The organism is Mycobacterium sp. (assembly GCF_050701675.1).
Taxonomy (GTDB): domain Bacteria; phylum Actinomycetota; class Actinomycetes; order Mycobacteriales; family Mycobacteriaceae; genus Mycobacterium.
On sequence record NZ_JBOGDD010000386.1, the window covers coordinates 1 to 17,795 of the forward strand.

Annotated in this window: 17 protein-coding genes and 1 pseudogene; 8 read left to right on the forward strand and 10 right to left on the reverse strand. The window is 65.7% G+C overall.

The features are described from left to right. Positions 1-996, forward strand: a 996-nt coding sequence (locus ACRDUX_RS11700) for an aldehyde dehydrogenase family protein (protein ID WP_526414031.1), incomplete at its 5' end; no start/stop codon positions are given. A gap of 364 nt (positions 997-1,360) precedes the next feature. Here ACRDUX_RS11700 and ACRDUX_RS11705 read toward each other — a convergent pair. The 7 genes from ACRDUX_RS11705 to ACRDUX_RS11735 form a co-directional block, all read right to left on the reverse strand. Further along, positions 1,361-2,065, reverse strand: a complete 705-nt coding sequence (locus ACRDUX_RS11705; RefSeq protein WP_526414032.1) for a GntR family transcriptional regulator — start codon at positions 2,063-2,065, stop codon at positions 1,361-1,363. Between the two features lie 210 nt (positions 2,066-2,275). Beyond that, positions 2,276-3,091, reverse strand: a complete 816-nt coding sequence (locus ACRDUX_RS11710) for an SDR family NAD(P)-dependent oxidoreductase (protein WP_526414034.1) — start codon at positions 3,089-3,091, stop codon at positions 2,276-2,278. Positions 3,092-3,328: 237 nt separating this feature from the next. After that, entirely contained in the window at positions 3,329-4,129 is an 801-nt protein-coding gene (locus tag ACRDUX_RS11715) for a hydroxypyruvate isomerase family protein (RefSeq protein ID WP_526414036.1), read from the reverse strand. Between the two features lie 38 nt (positions 4,130-4,167). Next, on the reverse strand, positions 4,168-4,941 hold the full coding sequence (locus ACRDUX_RS11720) for an N-acyl homoserine lactonase family protein (RefSeq protein WP_526414038.1): 774 nt from the start codon (positions 4,939-4,941) through the stop codon (positions 4,168-4,170). After that, a complete protein-coding gene (locus tag ACRDUX_RS11725) occupies positions 4,938-6,227 on the reverse strand; it encodes a bile acid:sodium symporter family protein (RefSeq protein WP_526414040.1) in 1,290 nt (429 codons plus the stop codon). Before ACRDUX_RS11725 ends, ACRDUX_RS11720 begins: the two co-directional genes overlap by 4 nt. Positions 6,228-6,306: 79 nt before the next feature. After that, positions 6,307-7,773, reverse strand: a complete 1,467-nt coding sequence (locus tag ACRDUX_RS11730) for a GntT/GntP/DsdX family permease (protein ID WP_526414042.1) — start codon at positions 7,771-7,773, stop codon at positions 6,307-6,309. After that, positions 7,770-8,873, reverse strand: coding sequence for an isocitrate/isopropylmalate dehydrogenase family protein (locus ACRDUX_RS11735; RefSeq protein ID WP_526414044.1), 1,104 nt, complete (start codon positions 8,871-8,873; stop codon positions 7,770-7,772). The genes ACRDUX_RS11730 and ACRDUX_RS11735 overlap by 4 nt, the downstream gene beginning before the upstream one ends. 269 nt (positions 8,874-9,142) lie before the next feature. Between ACRDUX_RS11735 and ACRDUX_RS11740 the strand changes: the two genes are divergently transcribed. Genes ACRDUX_RS11740 through dmpG form a run of 5 tightly spaced genes read left to right on the forward strand, consistent with a single transcriptional unit; the run spans position 9,143 to position 14,381 of the window. After that, positions 9,143-9,952, forward strand: a complete 810-nt coding sequence (locus ACRDUX_RS11740) for an IclR family transcriptional regulator (protein WP_526414046.1) — start codon at positions 9,143-9,145, stop codon at positions 9,950-9,952. Next, positions 9,949-11,661: a dihydroxy-acid dehydratase gene (locus tag ACRDUX_RS11745; RefSeq protein WP_526414048.1), complete on the forward strand. Its 1,713-nt coding sequence runs from the start codon at positions 9,949-9,951 to the stop codon at positions 11,659-11,661. The genes ACRDUX_RS11740 and ACRDUX_RS11745 overlap by 4 nt, the downstream gene beginning before the upstream one ends. Further along, on the forward strand, positions 11,648-12,400 hold the full coding sequence (locus tag ACRDUX_RS11750) for an SDR family oxidoreductase (protein WP_526414050.1): 753 nt from the start codon (positions 11,648-11,650) through the stop codon (positions 12,398-12,400). Before ACRDUX_RS11745 ends, ACRDUX_RS11750 begins: the two co-directional genes overlap by 14 nt. Before the next feature lie 32 nt (positions 12,401-12,432). Continuing rightward, a complete protein-coding gene (locus ACRDUX_RS11755; RefSeq protein ID WP_526414052.1) occupies positions 12,433-13,374 on the forward strand; it encodes an acetaldehyde dehydrogenase (acetylating) in 942 nt (313 codons plus the stop codon). After that, positions 13,374-14,381: a 4-hydroxy-2-oxovalerate aldolase gene (gene dmpG, locus ACRDUX_RS11760; RefSeq protein WP_526414060.1), complete on the forward strand. Its 1,008-nt coding sequence runs from the start codon at positions 13,374-13,376 to the stop codon at positions 14,379-14,381. Before ACRDUX_RS11755 ends, dmpG begins: the two co-directional genes overlap by 1 nt. A gap of 16 nt (positions 14,382-14,397) precedes the next feature. Here the strand turns inward: dmpG and ACRDUX_RS11765 are convergent, their stop codons facing one another. Then, positions 14,398-15,012, reverse strand: coding sequence for a TIGR03619 family F420-dependent LLM class oxidoreductase (locus tag ACRDUX_RS11765; protein WP_526414062.1), 615 nt, complete (start codon positions 15,010-15,012; stop codon positions 14,398-14,400). A gap of 6 nt (positions 15,013-15,018) precedes the next feature. On the opposite strand from ACRDUX_RS11765, the pseudogene ACRDUX_RS11770 reads away from it, so the two are divergent. Both ACRDUX_RS11770 and ACRDUX_RS11775 read left to right on the forward strand, forming a co-directional pair. Then, positions 15,019-15,248, forward strand: a pseudogene (locus ACRDUX_RS11770) (hypothetical protein); the annotation flags it as partial. Continuing rightward, positions 15,238-16,815: a nuclease/transposase family protein gene (locus ACRDUX_RS11775; RefSeq protein WP_526414054.1), complete on the forward strand. Its 1,578-nt coding sequence runs from the start codon at positions 15,238-15,240 to the stop codon at positions 16,813-16,815. The pseudogene ACRDUX_RS11770 and the gene ACRDUX_RS11775, both read left to right, overlap by 11 nt. Before the next feature lie 131 nt (positions 16,816-16,946). Here ACRDUX_RS11775 and ACRDUX_RS11780 read toward each other — a convergent pair whose 3' ends face one another. Both ACRDUX_RS11780 and ACRDUX_RS11785 read right to left on the reverse strand, forming a co-directional pair. Beyond that, positions 16,947-17,117 (reverse strand): hypothetical protein, encoded by a 171-nt coding sequence (locus ACRDUX_RS11780; protein ID WP_526414056.1) that lies wholly within the window; start codon positions 17,115-17,117, stop codon positions 16,947-16,949. Continuing rightward, on the reverse strand, positions 17,114-17,795 hold a 682-nt coding region (locus tag ACRDUX_RS11785), incomplete at its 5' end, for a zinc-binding dehydrogenase (protein ID WP_526414058.1). The genes ACRDUX_RS11780 and ACRDUX_RS11785, both read right to left, overlap by 4 nt.

The window sequence follows — 17,795 nt, forward strand, 5'->3', positions numbered from 1 at the left end:
CCCTGGAACTTTCCGATCGCCATACCCGCATGGAAGTCTGCGCCGGCGCTGGCCTACGGCAATACCGTTGTGCTGAAGCCGGCCGACCTGGTGCCCGCCACTGCAATCGCCCTCACCCGGATCATCGACGAAAGTGGCTTTCCGGCAGGGGTTTTCAACTTGGTGATCGGTCGCGGCTCGACCGTCGGCGAGGCCATCGTCCAACACGATGGAATAGATGCCATCACCTTCACTGGTTCGGAGACGGTGGGACGGCACATCGCCGCGGTGGGTGCCTCGCGGATGGCTCCCGTCCAGCTCGAAATGGGCGGAAAGAACCCGCTACTGGTGGTTGCTGACGCCGATCTCGAGGTAGCGGTGGACGTGGCGGTCAACGGGGCCTTCTTCCAGACCGGGCAGCGGTGCACGGCATCGAGCCGGATCCTGGTGGACACGTCGATCCATGACCGGTTCGTCGAGATGGTGACTGAACGCATGTCACGACTGTGCGTGGGGCATGCCCTGGATCCTGGCACCACGATCGGGCCGGTGGTCGACGAAGCGCAACTGGCCACCGACGAGCGCTATCTCGAGGTGGCCAGGTCGGCCGGTGGCGTGGTCCATGGCGGCCAGCGCATCGAAGGGACCACCCCGGGAAACTTCTTGTCGCCGGCGCTCATCACCGGCTTGGGCAACGACGCCGTGGTCAACCGCGAGGAAATCTTCGGACCGGTGGCCGGTGTCATCCCGGTGGACGGCTACGAACACGGCTTGGCATTGGCCAACGACACCGACTTCGGCCTGGTGGCCGGGATCTGCACGACGTCGCTAAAGTATGCCGAGCATTTCCAGGCCAACGCAGAGGCCGGGATGGTGATGGTGAACTTACCCACCGCCGGTGTCGATCCGCACGTGGCCTTCGGCGGCCGCAAACGATCCAGCTACGGCCCGCGCGAGCAGGGCAGTACGGCGCGAGAGTTCTTCACCCACACCAAGACTGCGTACGTCTCCGCCTGACCCATGCGCGCCACCAGTCAAACCGGCAGCGCCGTCGACTCCTCGCCGCATCGACGATCAAGGGGTGCTCGTGGCGGCGACATTGGAACCGTATCCGCCGGCCCGAGAACGTTCGGGATTGGGCGAAGTGTCACGCCGACAGCTCCTACTTCACCCCTGTCGCGGTCGATACCGCCGTGAAACCGGCTGCGGTGCAACCGTTTCCACTCGATGTCGAGCTTGCCGAACAGCGGTTCGAGGCGGAGTACCGACGTCGTGAGGCTCAGCGCGCCGCGTCCACCGAGCACGCCAATTGATGGGCGCGTAGCACTGACTGGCGCCAGGCACCGACTTTGGGGATGCTTACCGTGACCCCCGCTCAGGCTTAACCGCCGCCGACCCGCACATGCTCGTGAAACCGTCGCTGCCACCCGAAAACGGCCGTCTCACCCAAGATTCGCTCCTGGATTTGCATCCCGGACCGGACCAGATGGGTCTCCATCGCGGCGGCAGCCGCAGCCGGGTCGCGCCTTTCGATCGCTTCGATGATCGGCAGGTGCTCGCGCTCGATGTCCGCCAGCGACCGGCTCGGGCCGGGCGACGAGGACCAGCGCAGCTTGGTCGCATCGCGCAACTCGGCCAGCGTCGCCGACAGACGGGGGTTACTCATGACACCCATGATGGCTTCGTGCAGGAAGCGGCCGTTGAGCACGCACGACGCCTCGTCCGCGCCGTCGGCCGCCTCGCGCATGGTGGCGAGCTCGCCGCGGAGTCGGGCCACCAATTCTTCGCCCCCGTGCGCCGCCGCATAGGACGCTGCCGGGACCTCGATGAGGATGCGGTACTCAAAGATCTCGCGGATCTCGCGCAGTGACGCCCCGCGGATGGTGAAACCGCGGTTTCGCTCGACCGACACCATGCCGGCATCGGCCAGCCGTAGGACGGCCTCGCGCACTGGTGTGCGCGAGACACCCAACTCGTCGGCAAGGCGATACACCGAATGCTGCGACCCAGGCGGGTATCCCCCCGACATGATGGATGCCCGCACCTGCGCATACACCCGGTCGGTGGTGGACTCTCGTTCTGTCACGCGGTGATCACTCTCGTAGCGGGTGTAGACCAAGGTTATGGCAGGGTCGCGTCTCGCGAACGAGGTTGGTCGCCTGCCTGAGACGGTACTAGGCCGTGACGCCCGTGCCCGCGAGCCTTGTGCTGACCCGTCCGTCGATTCCTTCGCCGAACCTGACGACGGTACTAGCCGTCTTCTCCACCCAGGCGGTCTCCTCGTGGTGTTGGCCCGTCAGCCAGCTCGCTGGGTGAAGCCGCCATCGACGATCAGTTCCACCCCGGTGATGTATGCGGCCTCATCGGAGGCGAGGAATGCCGCGGCGTTGGCGACGTCGAATGGGCTGCCGTACCGACCGAGCGGGATCGTGGCCTCGCGCTTGGCCCGCAGGGTCGCGGCGTCGACATTGCCGAAGACCGCCCCGTACCCGTCGTCCGTGGTCGCGCTCTGCATTGGCGTGTCGATGACGCCGGGATGGATGGAGTTTGCGCGAATCCCCGCTGCCGCATATTGCATGGCGATCGTTCGGGTGAACGCTGGGATGGCCCCCTTGGTGGTCGCGTAGGCGATCATCGGTAGCCCGGTGTAGCGGTAGCCGGACATGGACCCGATATTGGTGATCACTCCGTAGTGCTGTTCCTCCATGATCGGCAGCACGTACTTGGCAGTCAGGAACAGGGTCTTGAGATTGACGGTGACCACCAGATCCCATGTCTCCTCGGAGAGTTCGACCGGCCCGCCGGTCCGCACGATTCCGATGTTGTTGTGCAGCACACCGATGCTGCCGTCGAACACCTCCTTGCAGCGATTGACCATGGCCTCCACGTCAATGGCCTTGGTCAGGTCGCCGACGAAGACTTCGGCTACCCCGCCCTCACTGCGGACCTGGTTCTGCGTTTCGGCGGCGGACTCCTCATCCACATCCGCCACCAGTACCCGGGCGCCTTCGCGCGCATAGGTGAGCGCGGCTGCTCGCCCGTTGCTCGTGCCTTCTCCGATGGAGCCGCCGCCGGCGACGATGACGACCTTGTCGACTAGGCGTTGGGTCATCGTCGCGTCGACCCGACCGGCACGAACGCAATGATGGCGTCGGTCTTGGCCGGTTTCACCAGCGTCTTCGTAGGGGCCTGTGTGGTGATCATTGTTGATTCCTCCTTCGTTGCGGGCTGCCTCTGTTGTTCGGCGTGCGGTGCGTGGTATTCGCCGACGGCGTAGCAGCCGAGAGGGGATCTCTCGATCTCGCTGAGAAGGCACGCGGCCAGCTTCCGGCAGCGAAGACCAATGGCATTACGGAACATGGCGAAAGGCTGGATCGGGCTGCGACGGGATGTACTCCATCGCGACATCACCTCGGTATCCCAAGGCGCGCAGCAGCTTCAGGTATCGGTCGATGTCGAGTCGGCCCGTGCCGGGCTCGTGCCTGCCGGGGAAGTCAGCGACCTGTACGTGGACGATGCGTTCGCCGTGTCGGCGCAGCGCTGCGTCGATGTCCTCGCCGTTGGCGGCGAGGTGATACAGGTCGGCCAACAGACCCAGTGCGCCGTGGCGGCCCGCGACGGCGTCGACTTGGTCGATGACGTCGACCGCCTGTGCTGCAGTGACGATGGGGTAGTCGGGCGCGCCACTGATCGGCTCGAGCATCGGGACGGCGCCCAGCGGTAGGAGACGATCACTGGCGAGTACGAGGTTCGCGATCGCGGTCCGCCGGTGTTCCTCGTCAGTGCACTCGGCTTTGCGCACGCCGTAGGGGACATTGCAATACCGGATGCCGAGCTTCTCGACGATCTCCGCTACGACCTCGGTGTGCTCGGCGAACTCGGCGGAACGCCCGGGGTGCGAAAGAATCCCACGACCACCGTCTTCGCTGCCACCGAGGGTGAAGTTCATCGCGATCACCCGTGCACCAGAGGTCTCCACGGAGTTGATGAACTGGGTGATTTCACGGTCCGCGGGAACCGACGAGTCGAACGGCCACCAGAACTCCAGCTTGCGGTAGCCGTCGGCCACCGCCGCGTTCGCGCGTTCCAGCGGAGCCTCTTGGGCATACAGCATCGTGCAGTTGGCGACGAAGTCGCTGCCGGCCGGCATTGGCGCGTTCCTCTCTGGTGGGGGCGAAGCGGCCCAGCTCAAGCGATTCGGGCGATGATCCCCTTTTCGATCGGATATCGGGACATCACCTCGGGGTCGTGGCCGGGGATGACCTCGGCGTCGCCGCTGCGCATCTTGAGCCACTTCAATCCGGTGTACATGTCGGGCAGGCTGGACGCGATGTGGAAGGGCCGTTCCTTCTCGAACTCCTCGTACGTGTGCGAGGCGTCCGAAGCCAGGAGGACGGGGCGGCCTGCAGTCTGGACCTCTACGACGATCTGCCCAGGGGTGTGGCCGGCGACCTCACGGAACGTCACCCCAGGAATTCGGGGATCTTCGTCGGGCACCAGGGTGAGCCGCGCGTCGGCCATCGCCTTGCGAACGAGGTCCACCTCGTCGGCCTCCACCGCGGTGCAGAAGATCGGCTGCTCGGCGATGTCACCTGTCCAGAACGCGAACTCGGTGGCACCGGCGATCACCTGACTGGCCGGGAACAGATCGAGATTGCCGATGTGGTCGTAGTGAAAGTGCGTCAGTATCACATGGGAAACCTCCGCGGGGTCGACCCCGGCCAGCCGTAGCGCCTCGGGTATCGGTGTCACCAGTTCGCGACCGCGGCGCAGCGCGATGTCCGGGCGAAACCCGGTGTCCACCAAGATGGTTCGCTGCTGGTTGCGAACCACCCAGAAGTAGTAGTCGACCTGCACGGGCTCGTCGGGCTCGTGGTAGACGTCGAAGCTGTGGTAGATGGTGCGCTTCGTCGTGTGCCAGACGCCATAGCGCACGGCGAGCACTTCGTATTGGTCGCTCATGCAGTCTCCTCCGTCTTGAGGGCTGGCTCGTCAACCGTCTCGGTCTCGTCGGCGTTCACGCCTGCCGGCGGACGACGTGACCAATAGTTGGCCAACAGTGAGCCCGTCACGTTGCCCAGCGGACTGAAGACCGCCGCGGCCAGACCCGCGGTTCCGATCATGTTCATCGATGCCGCCAAACCCGTTGCCATGCCACCGTTCTGCATGCCGACCTCGAACGTCACCGACCTGGCATCGCGTTGATCGAGCCCACTCAGTCGGCTGCCCCAGTAGCCGAACAGGTAACCGGTCACGTTGTGGACGATGCCCACCGCGAGGAGGATCAGGCCGACGTCGAGCAATGCATCGCGGCCTGCCGCGGTCGTGATGGTGTTGTAGTACATGATCCCGAACATCGAGGCGTACGGCATCGCGGTTTCGATCGAGGGCAACGGACCGGTGACGGCCAGGTGGTAGAGCCGGGCGATGACGATGGCCGCGGCGACGTAGCACAGTGACTGGAATACGCCGAGCTGCGTCGCGGTGAGATGCGCTGCGGCCCAATCCCAGACACCGAAGAGCAGGGCGACGAGCCACAGCCCGGCGATCGCGGCAACGACGTCGACCTTGCGGACCGCGGCCGGGGTGGCGTGGCGCAGGTAGTCCACCAGTAGGGCGGCCGCGACCGGGACCAGCGTGATCCGGATGACGTCGAACATCATCGAGATGAAGCTGACGTTGACGATGGTGCCGCCGAAGACCTTCATGAGTAGCGGGGTCATCAGCGGCGACAGGATGGTTGAGAAGGCCGTAATCGTCACGGCAAGAGCGATGTTCGCCTTGGCGAGGAGGCTCATGACGTTGGACGCCAGGCCGCTGGAGACGCAGCCGTAGAGGATGACGCCCAGGCCGATCTCTGCGGGCAGGTCGGTGAACTGCACCAGCACCACCGCCGCGATCGGCATCACCGAGTAGTGACCGATGAGTCCGATGAGGACGCCTCGGGGATGTCGTGCGACGCCCCGGAAGTCGGACAGGTGCATCTGCGTGGCCATGCCGAACATCACCAGCTGGATGATGGTGGTCATCAGGAACTTGCCGCTCAGGTTGACGCCTGCCCAGCTGTGGAACGCCTGGGGGAAGAGCAACGCCGCCACCACGCACGCCACGACCCACGCCGTGTACTGGTAGCTCTTTACGGCCTCGAGTGCACCTATGCCGATCGCTGCGCCGAATCCGGCGACCAGTACGGCCGGTTGCCACACGGCCGGTGTTCCGACTACGAGGCCAACGATGAAGACGAGCACCGCCAGTCCCGATATGTACAGGCACGCTTTACGTATCGCTTGCACTTCGCCTCCGCTTCTGAGAAATTCTCGCGACACGTCAGACGACCGCGCCGAGTATCAACACACCCACACCTGCCACCAACGACACCGTGCAGTCCATGACCGTCCACGTCCGGAAGGTGTCCTTCACGCTGAGATTCAGGAATTCCTTGACCATCCAGAACCCGGCATCGTTGACGTGGGACATGAACCTCGAACCCGCGCCGACGGCAAGTGCCATCAGCGCTGCGTGATTGGGGCTCATTCCGACGGCGACCGGGGCCAACAGACCCGCCGCGGTCACGATCGCGACGGTGCCCGATCCCACGGCGATGCGAATCAGTGCGGCGAGCAACCAACCCAACAGCAGCAACGGCAATCCGAGACCGTGGGCGAGGTCGGCGATCACACCGCCAACCCCGGTGGCGACCAGCGTCGACTTGAATCCGCCACCGGCGCCGACGATCAGGATGATGCCCGCCACCAGTGGCAGCCCGGATCCCATCACGCTGCCCACCTTGGTCTTGCCCATGCCGGTGGCCAACCCGAACGTGAACATCGCCACCACGCAGCCGGCGAATAGCGCGACCGTCGGCTCGCCCACCAGATCGGTGACGTGGCGGAGCGAGTTGTACTCGGGGAGAAGCAGTTCGGAGACAGCGCGGATCAGCATCAGCAGTACGGGCAGCAGCATCGTGGCGAGCGTCGCGGTGATGCTCGGTACCTTCAGAACGCTCTTCGGCGGGGCGACCAGCGTCGACGTCGAGCCGCCCGCGTGCGGCTCCTCACCTTTCGGTTGTTCGGTGGTGCGCGCATCACCGCCGAAGAGCAGGGTTTTCACGTCCGGGGAGGGAACCCACCGGTTCAAGAGGTTGCCAAGGAGCGGACCGCCGATGATGACGGTGGGGATCGCGACGATGATGCCGAACAGCAGCGTTCTGCCCAGATCGGCGTTGAATGCCGATACCGCCAAGAGCGGACCGGGATGCGGGGGCAGGAATCCATTCAGCAGCGACAGCGACGCCAAGGCGGGCATGGCCACCTTGATCAGTGGCAGGCCCGTGCGGCGCACGACCAGCACGATGATCGGGAAGATCAGGACGAGTGCCACCTCGAAGAACAGGGGCAACCCGATCAGGAATGCGATACCCGCCATCGCCCATGGGATGAACCGCGGCGGTACGGCGTGGACGAACCGGTCGACCAGGCTGGTCGCCGCGCCCGAGACGTTCAGCAACTGGCCGAGCATGGCGCCCAAGGCGATGAGAAGGCCCGTATCTCCAATGGTGCCGCCGAGCCCATCGGTGAACGTCTCGATCGTGGCACTGGCACCGAGCCCCGATGAGATCCCCAGTCCCGCGGACCCGATGATCAGGGCCACCAGCGGATGCACCTTCGCCCAGGCGATGAGCACGATGATGAGCACCACGGTGCCGATGGTCAGGCTTAGCAGCATGTCGTGGCCGACGGTCGCCGTCGGGTCGTCGTCGGCCGCCAGTAGTACGGCGGAGGCCAGCCGAGTCATCCCACGACATCCGCGGCGACGTGCGCCACGGTCGCTGCGACGGCGTCTCCGAACTCCGAACAGCTCAGCGCACCACCGAGATCGGCGGTCAGCGCGCCGGCTTCCATCGTCTGCACGACGGCACGCTCGATGACGTCGGCGGCCGTGCGAAGGGCCTCGTCGTCGTGACGCTGGGCCAACCAGTCCAACATCATGCGAGCGGAGATGATCGTGGCCACCGGATTGGCACGGTCCTGTCCGGCGATATCCGGTGCGGACCCGTGGGCGGGCTGGAACATGGCGTGGTCGTCACCGATGTCACCCGATGGCGCCAGTCCGAGCCCGCCGACCAGCGCGGCCGCCAGATCGGAAAGGATGTCACCGAACATGTTCTCGGTCACCAGAACGTCGTAGCGCTCCGGGTGTAGCACCAGATTCATCGAGAACGAATCGACCAGCGCATGCTCGGTGTGCACGTCCGGGTAGCCGACGGCGACTTCGTCGAAGACCCGCCGGAAGAAGGCCAGTGACCGAAAGATGTTGGCCTTGTCGACGCACGTGACGACATGCGTGCCGTCGCCTGGCCGGCCCTGCCGGGTCCGCGCCAGGCTCAGGGCGTAACGGCTGATCCGCTCACTTCCCTTGCGCGTCACGATCATCGTGTCGGCGTAGACGTCGTCGCCGACCTGCGCGCCGCCCCCGAAGGACGCGAACAGTCCTTCGGTGCTCTCGCGCACCAGAACGAAGTCGACCTTGGTGTCGGGTTGCAACCCGCGCGAGCCGGGATAGGTCTTGATGGGGCGGACGCCGGCGTACAGGTCGAGAGACTTGCGCGCGTTGACGATGAAGTGGCCCTGCACCTCGGTGCCGTCGGGCATCCGGATGTCGGGGTGACCCATTGATCCCATCAGGATCGCGTCGGCCCGGCGCATGGCGTCCCACGTGCTCGTCGGCGCCACCTCCGCGGTGCGTACGTAGTGGTCCGCGCCGCCGTCGAGGTAGTCGAGTTTGAAGTCAAACCCCGGAACGGCCGCAGCCGCCGCGTCGAGAACCTTGATCGCCTGGTCCACGATCTCGGGTCCGATACCGTCCCCGCGCAGCACTGCAATGTCGTAGGTCACTGTTGTCCCGTTCTGGGCACGTGCTGCCCGTTGATCTTCTGAATCGGAGTTCCCGCAGGACAACTAACTTCGCATAGCAATGCTTGCCGTCGCATATCGGACTCTTAGTACCGCTGCGGCGTACGATAATGTGACTCGCATCTCAACGTCAAGCGGGCATCTAACCTGACCATGCAGCGCAATGTTGGGTAGTTGACACTCGGCCCGCCGCTGATCTAACTTCGCAATACGAATCAATGATTCGACATCCGAATGAAAAAGGTGACGCTGTGACTGAACAGGGCGACCCCGGAGTAGCCGGGGCGGCGCCGGCCCGACGCGACCGTGAAGTCGCTTCGGTGTCCAACGCGATGCGTCTGATCGAAGCGCTCGGCCAGGTCGATGCCTCGGGGATCACCGAACTCGCGCGCGAGTTGGAGCTGTCCAAACCCGCCGTCGACCGGTTGCTGAGCACCCTGGTCACCGCCGGCTATGTCGAGCACGTCGCCGAGAGCCGCAAGTACCGGCTGACGATGAAGCTCGTCGCGGTGGCCAACTCGATCAAGGACCGCACCGGCCTGATCGATCTGGCCAGGCCGAAGCTGCTCGAGCTCGCCGAGCTGTTCCACGAGACCGTCAACCTGGGCACGCTCTACCGGGGATCCATCATCTACGCCGACAGCATCCCGTCGCGCCAGATGTTCCGGATCCAGCCGATGCCCGGATCCGAACACCCCGCCTACTGCACGGCCATGGGCAAAGTGGTGCTGGCGAATTCGTCGGCCGATCAACTTGAGCAATACCTACGCGACCTCCGACCCGTGCCCTACACCCGGTTCACCGCGACCACCGCAGGCGAGCTGCGCGAGCGCATCGAGAAGGCGCGTATCGATGGCTACGCGGTCGACGACGGCGAGCTGGTCGAGGAGGTGTGCTGCGTCGCGGCCCCGGTGCTCGACCCACGGGGGGTGGCCGTCGCGGCCATCTCGATCACCACGATCCGCAGCACGTTCACCAGATCTCGCGAGCAGATGGCCAAGGCCGTCACCGAGGCGGCCCGTCAGGTAAGCGAGTCGATCGCGTTGGCGGAGGCACGGTGAGCCGCTCACAGAACTGGTTCGGTGGCGCCGACAAGACCGGGTTCTTCCATCGCTCGGGGATCAAGGCGATGGGCGTGCCCAACCGGATGTTCGACGGCAGGCCGGTCATCGGCATCTGCAACACCTGGTCGCAGCTGACGCCGTGTAACGCCCACTTCCGCGAACTGGCCGAACACGTCGCGCGCGGCGTGTACGAAGCCGGTGGATTCCCGCTGGAGTTCCCCGTCACGTCGATGGGCGAGACACTGATGCGCCCATCGACCATGCTGTACCGCAATCTCGTCAGCATGGACGTCGAGGAGACGTTGCGCGCGAATCCTCTCGACGGCGTCGTATTGCTGTGCGGTTGCGACAAGACGACACCGGCTCTGTTGATGGGCGCCGCAAGCGTCGACCTTCCCACCATCGTGCTGTCCGGCGGGCCGACCCTGCCCGGCCGCCGCCGCGGTGTGTCACTGCCCTCGGGCACCGGCACCTACGAGATGTATGACCAGGTCCGGGCCGGCAAGATGAGCACCGACGACTTCGTGGCCGCCGAAGCGTGTATGTGGCGTTCCAGCGGCCACTGCAACACGATGGGGACGGCCTCCACGATGGCCTCGCTGGTCGAGGCGATGGGGTTGAGCCTCACCGACAATGCCGCCATTCCCGCCGTCGACGCCAGGCGCAAGGTGCTGGCTCAGGACACCGGCGTGCGGGCGGTCGAGTTGGTGCGCGAGAAGGTCACGATGTCGCAGATCCTGACCAGGGAGGCCTTCGAGAACGCGATCCGGGTGAACGCCGCGATCGGCGGTTCCACCAACGCCGTGGTGCACCTGCTGGCCTTGGCCGGACGCATCGAAGTACCGCTGTGCCTCGACGATTTCGACGGTGTTGCAGCCGGTACCCCGTTGATCGTCGACCTGGTGCCCTCCGGCAAGTACCTGATGGACGAGTTCTTCGACGCGGGTGGTCTGCCCGTCGTGATCAACGAACTCGGAGACCTCTTGCACCGGGATGCCTTGACGGTCACCGGTAATTCGTTGGGCGCCAACGTCGACGGCGTCACCGCGTGGGGGTCGCCGGCCATCCGGACCCTGGAGGATCCACTGCAGCGAGACGCAGGCATCGCCGTCCTTCATGGGAATCTCGCGCCCAACGGTGCGATCATCAAGCCGTCCGCGGCAACCCAGGAGCTCTTGGTCCATCGCGGTGCGGCAGTGGTATTCGAGGACATCGACGACCTGCGGGCCCGCATCGACGACCCGGACCTACCCGTCGACGCCGACTCGATCCTGGTACTCAAGGGCGCCGGTCCTCGCGGGTATCCAGGGATGCCCGAGATGGGCAATCTACCCATTCCGGCCAAGCTGTTGCGGGCCGGCGTCACCGACATGGTGCGCATCTCCGATGCCAGGATGAGCGGAACGGCGTTTGGGGCGGTCGTCCTGCACGTCGCTCCGGAGTCCGCGGCGGGCGGGCCGCTGGCGTTGGTGCAGGACGGCGACATCATCGAATTGGACGTTCCGGCACGACGTTTGCACCTCGACGTCGCTGATGAGGAACTGGACAGACGACGCGACATCGCCCGGGTCTCCGATGACGTCAAGCGGACCGAGGGCGGCTACGTCCAGATGTATCTCGAACACGTCACCCAGGCTGACACCGGCGCGGATTTCGACTTCCTGCGCGGCCGGCGGGGAGCGGGAGTGCCACGTGCCAGCCACTGACGCCGCCCCGGTTACGGTCATCACCGGCGGCGGTAGTGGCATCGGACAGGCCACAGGGGTGGCGCTGACAGCGGCGGGACATCACGTGGTGTTCTGCGGGCGCACCGCCGAAAGCGTGCAGCACAGCGTCGATCTCGGGGGATCGGGGCAAGCCCTCGTCCTCGACGTCACCGACGAGGCGGCGGTCGACACCGCCTTCGCCGACATCGCCCGACGCCGTGGCCGGATCGACGTGCTGATCAACTCGGCAGGCGTATTCGGCTCGCAGAAACCGATAACCGAGACATCGCTGGCGGACTGGACGCAGACCATGAGTACCAACGCCACGGGTTCCTTCCTGTGCGCCAGGGCCGCCATGCGGCTGATGAGGGCACAGGATCCGCGCGGCGGGCGCATCATCAACATCGGGTCGGTGTCGGCTCAGGTTCCGCGACCACACGCAACTCCGTACACCGCAAGCAAGTTCGCGATCAACGGCCTCACCCGTGCGCTGGCGCTGGAGGGCCGTGACGACGACGTCGCGGTCGGACAGGTCGACATCGGAAATGCCGCCACCACGATGACGTCGGGCTTCGAGACCGGCTCGTTGCAGCCGGACGGAAGCCTCCGCCCCGAGGCCAAGTTCGACGTCCGCCACGTCGGTTCGACCATCGCCCACATCGCATCGCTGCCAAGGGATGTCAACATTCCCTTCCTCACCATCATGGCGACCCGCATGCCCCTACTGGGCCGCGGTTGACAATCACGTACGACCGAGAGGAGCTTCGCGCAATGACCACGAAGATCGCGATCATCGGATCCGGCAACATCGGCACCGACCTGCTGATCAAGTGCATTCGGGGGTACGACCGGCTCAAGCCGGTCGCAATGGTGGGAATCGACCCCGATTCCGACGGCCTGGCACGTGCCCGCAGACTCGGTGTCGCCACCACCGACAAGGGGGTGGCCGGTCTGATCGCCATGCCCGGATTCGACGATGTCGACATCATCCTCGATGCGACATCGGCCAAGGCACACCTGGGCAATGCCGAGGCGCTCGCGCCGTACGACAAACAGCTCATCGACCTGACCCCGGCCGCGATCGGACCCTATGTGGTCCCGGTGGTGAATCTCGAAGCGCACCTGGGCGTGAAGAACCTCAACATGGTGACGTGCGGCGGCCAGGCGACCATCCCCATCGTCCATGCGATCTCGCGCGTCACCCCGGTGCCGTATGCCGAGATCGTCGCCTCGATCGCGTCCCGTTCCGCCGGGCCGGGCACGCGCGCCAACGTCGACGAGTTCACCGAGACGACGTCGAAGGCGATCGAGCAGGTGGGCGGCGCTCGTCGCGGCAAGGCCGTCATCGTCCTCAACCCCGCCGAGCCGCCGATGCTGATGCGAGACACCGTGATTGCGATCGTCGAGGAGCCAAGGGAGGAAGAGATCATCGCCTCGGTGCGCGAGATGGTCGAACAGGTCGCGCAATACGTTCCGGGCTACCGTCTCAAGCAGGACGTCCAATTCACGCCGATCCCCGCCGACGAGCCGCTGCGCACCCTGCTCGACGCGCAGCCGAAGGACAGGTGGAAGGTTTCGGTGTTCCTCGAGGTCGAGGGCGCCGCGCACTATCTTCCCGCCTATGCCGGGAACCTCGACATCATGACCTCGGCCGCGCTCGAGGTCGCCAACCGGCTCTCCGTGGAGGCCGACAAGATCCGTGGAGCCGCATGATGACGACCAAGGTATTCGTTCAGGACGTGACGCTGCGGGACGGCATGCACGCAATCCGCCATCGCATCGGCATCGAACCGCTGGTGAAAATCGCTGCGGCGCTTGATGCCGCTGGTGTCGACGGCATCGAAGTGGCGCACGGTGACGGGCTTGCCGCCTCGACGCTGACGTACGGGCCGGCCAGTCACACCGATGACGAGTGGATCGCCGAAGTCGCCGCCGTCGTCACCAACGCCCGCTTGACGACGTTGCTGATTCCTGGCATCGGGACCATCAACGACCTCGAGCGGGCCTACGATCTGGGCGTCCGCTCGGTGCGGGTGGCCACCCACTGCACGGAGGCCGACGTGGCTCCCCAGCACATCGAACGCGCCCGCGAACTCGGTATGGACGTCTCCGGCTTTCTGATGATGTCGCACTACCTTTCGCCGCAGGAGCTGGCCAAGTCAGCCAAGGTGATGGAGGACGCGGGAGTGCACTGCGTGTATGTCACCGATTCCGCGGGCCGACTGACCATGGACGGGGTCAGGGATCGGGTGCGGGCCTACCGCGAGGTGCTCAAGCCCGAAACCGAGATCGGCATCCACGCGCACGAGAACCTTTCACTGTCGGTGGCCAACTCGGTGGTCGCCGTCGAAGAAGGTGTGTACCGGGTCGACGCGTCATTGGCAGGGCACGGTGCCGGTGCGGGAAATTGCCCCATCGAGCCATTCGTCGCGGTTGCCAATCTGCTTGGCTGGGAACACAACTGCGACCTGTACGCACTCGAGGACGCCGCCGACGACCTGGTCAGGCCCATCCAGGACAGGCCAATCAGGGTCGACCGCGACACCCTCACCCTCGGGTATGCAGGGGTGTACTCCAGCTTCTTGAGGCACGCCGAGAAGGCGTCGCGTGACTATGACGTCGACATGCGTGACTTGCTTGTCGAGGTTGGCAAACGAGGCCTCATCGGCGGACAGGAAGACATGATCGTCGACGTGGCGTTGACCATGGCCGCACGCTAGGCGCGGCGACTGGCACTCATCTGCCGAAGCGGGTGTGCAGCGTCTCGACCAGTGCCCGGAGTTGGGCTTCGGGTTCGTTGGTGAGAAGGATGCGGTGGGCGCCGGCGTCGAGCATTGCCTCGATGGTGGTGCTGAGCTGATCGGGCGTTCCTGCGCCGGCATAGACGGTGACTTCGATGTCGGCGGGGTCGCGATTCTGAGTGATGCACTCCTCGGTGAGAACGGCCAGGATGGCGCGCAGGTCCTCGGCGTTGCCGCTGCCGGGGAAGAATCCGTCGACGATTCGGGCGGCACGCCGCGCGGCGGCCGTGGAGCTGCCGCTGATCACGATTGGGACGTGGGAGGTGGTGGGCTTTGGTCGGCTGATCACGCCGTCGAAGGTGACGGTCGAATGGTCGACGGATGCATCGTCTGTCGCCCAGACTCTCTGGATGGCCTCGAGATACTCGTCGTGACGTCGTCCGCGCCCGGCGAAGGGAACGTCGAGCGCGGCGAATTCCTCTTCTAGCCAACCGACGCCCACTCCGAGGATGAGCCGTCCGCCGCTGAGAGCGTCGAGGGTGGCCAGCTGTTTGGCAGTAATCAGCGGGTGCCGCAACGGTAGGACGGTGACTCCGGTGGCGCGCTTGATCGTAGGGCGTTGTCAGCGGCTGGCCGCCGGCTGGTGGTGCTCGATTCAGGTGAGGTGAGGCGACCGACGATCTGGTTCGCGACATGGTGGAGGTGTTGACCTCGTTTTGTGCTCGCTTGTATGGGCGCCGCTCGGCGCGGAACCGGGCGATCAAGGCGGTGGGCTGCGCGCAGCGTGATGTCGGCCCGTCCGCGTTTGTCGGTGCCCTGGGTCAGGATGGCGGTCATGGTCAGTGAGCGTCGGGCGTTGCGCCGGATCACCGATCCGGTGCTCGCTGCGGCGCCGGCGGGGGTGCGGATCCGGACACGCCTTCGTTTGACCGATACTGAGGCCGCCGCGCTTGCGGGGATCGGATCATTTCTGGGATCGGTATACCGGACAGAGTTGGCGGCCCGGGTGCAACTGGGTCGGTTGGACCATGAGGCGCACGCCGCATGGCGCGCACAGCGCAAACAGGCACTCACCACCGTGTCGTCGTCGCGGTGGGCTGGGGCGATTACCCGAGCTGTGCAGGACCAGTACCAGCTGGGTATGCGATCGCTCGCTATCCACGTTTCCGACCTGCGCGCCGCGGTTGAGGTGCTCGAAGCACGGTGCGCGCTGCGCCCTGGTGAGCGGGAAGCCCTACCCGCGGGTGCTCGCCGCGCTCGGCGTCGGCGTGGCTACCGGACGGCTGGTGAGCGGTTTGCAAAGACCCGGCGCCTAGCGATCCTGCGTGGTCGACTCACCGTCGCGCAGGGAGCGTTGGATGCCGGTCACCCCTCGGTAACGATGGGCGGAAAACGGTTGTGGCGTCACCGCAACCACCTCGATGAGGCGGGCATGACCGAGTCGCAGTGGCGGGCGCACTGGGATGGCGCCCGGATGTTCTTCACTGCTGATGGGGAATCGGGCAAGACCGGCGGCAACGAAACGCTGCGCGTCGATGACGCGGGCCGGTTGCGGATCAAAGTCCCGGCCGGGTTGGCCGCTCAGTTCGGGATGCATCTGGACATTGCGGCGCAGGTGAGATTTTCGCACCGCGCGCCCGAGTGGGCGCAGCGAGTCGCGGGCCGGCGTGCGGTGCGTTACGACATCAGCTACGACCCTTCCCGTGGGCGTTGGTATCTGGACGCGTCCTGGAAGCAGGACACGGTGCTGGTTGCACCGTCGATCGAGGAGTTGCGCGCCGGCCCGGTGCTTGGTGTCGATCTCAACGCCGATCACCTCGCCGCCTCGGTGCTCGACGGGTCGGGGAATCCGGTCGGGGAACCGATCACGATCCCCGTGGCCACTATGGGGCTAGCCGCTACGCGGCGTGATGGGCGGGTCCGCGCGGCGATCACTGCCCTGCTCGATACCGCGGCCCACGCCGGGTGCACTGCGGTGGTGATCGAGAACCTCGACTTCGCCGATGCCCGCGCCGCCGGCCGCGACACGATGGGCCGTGGGAAACGCGGAAAATCATTCCGCCGCACCGTGGCCGGGATCCCTACCTCGAAGTTCCGGACCCGACTGACCGCGATGGCCGCTCGTCGCGGCATCGCGATCATCGGCGTCGACCCGGCCTACACCAGCAAGTGGGGTGCCCAGCACTGGGTCAAACCGCTTCGACAACAGACTTCCGAACCGGTCACCCGCCATCACGGCGCGGCGACCGGAATCGGCAGACGTGGCCTCGGACAGGCGATCAGGCGACGGCCGGCAGGACCCCGCACCGGACAGAGGACTGTTGCGGGCATTCCATCGGCCAGGCCCGAGCGTCAACCGGACCACGTTGGCAGGCACGGCAGTTCCGGCTCACCCCACCCACGCGATGGGTAGCGGTCCGCCGGAGAACACCCGCTACCAGCGGCCAACACCGTTCGGGCCGCAACCGAACAGCACTCACTGCTGCTCACTCATAAGGAACGGTAGTCGAGGGTTTCGGCGTCGGGGAGCCTTCCGGAGCGGTCCTACGGGTAGCGGGTGGTGTAGGCGGTCGGGATGACGATGTGTTCCGCCGCCCACAGGGATTCCAGACCGAGTTCTTCGGCGAGTGTGACGGCTGCCGTGACATGGTCGCCGGACGTCTCGGGGCTGGTGTTGGTCGAGAACAGACCGAATTTGGGCGCGGTGACAGTCACGAGGTCTTGACGATGACGGTGCCGACCTTGCCCGGTGCGGTGACGGCGCGGACGGCGTCGCTGATCTGCTCGATCGGGTACACCGCGGCGGTGTCGAGGTGCGCGCCCAGCCCACGGACGAGGGAGAGGACGCTGGCCAGATCGGACGCGCGCTGTTCAGGCGACACGGCGGTCAACCATCGACCGATGGAGAGGCCGCGAATTACCTTCTCGGCGTTGAGGATCGCCGAGGCGCGCAGTGTGATGTCGGTGTCGGCGAGCTCGCCGTAGACATAGACCGTGCCTCCCGGCGACAGCAGCGACAACAGGTCGGTGGTGGCGGTCCCGCCGACGGGGTCGAAGGCAACGGGGATCGGTCGCCCGGCGGCGGCGTCTCGGACCTCGTCTTGCCAGTCGGCTGCGGAGGTGGACACGACGGGAACATTGGGGAAGCGTTCGCGCAGTTGTGCGGCGCGGTCGTCGTTGCGCACGATGCTGATGGTGGCGAACCGATGGTGTTCACACCCGGCCGTGAACAGTCGACCGACCGCCGAGGCTGCTGCGTTGTTGAGCACCACGCCGTCGAATCCGGCCGCGAAATGGGTTTGTGCGGCGCGGCGCATCATCAGCACGGTCAACGGATTGCAGACCATCTGGGCGGCGGCCTCGTCGGACAGGGAGTCGGGCACGGGGACCGCA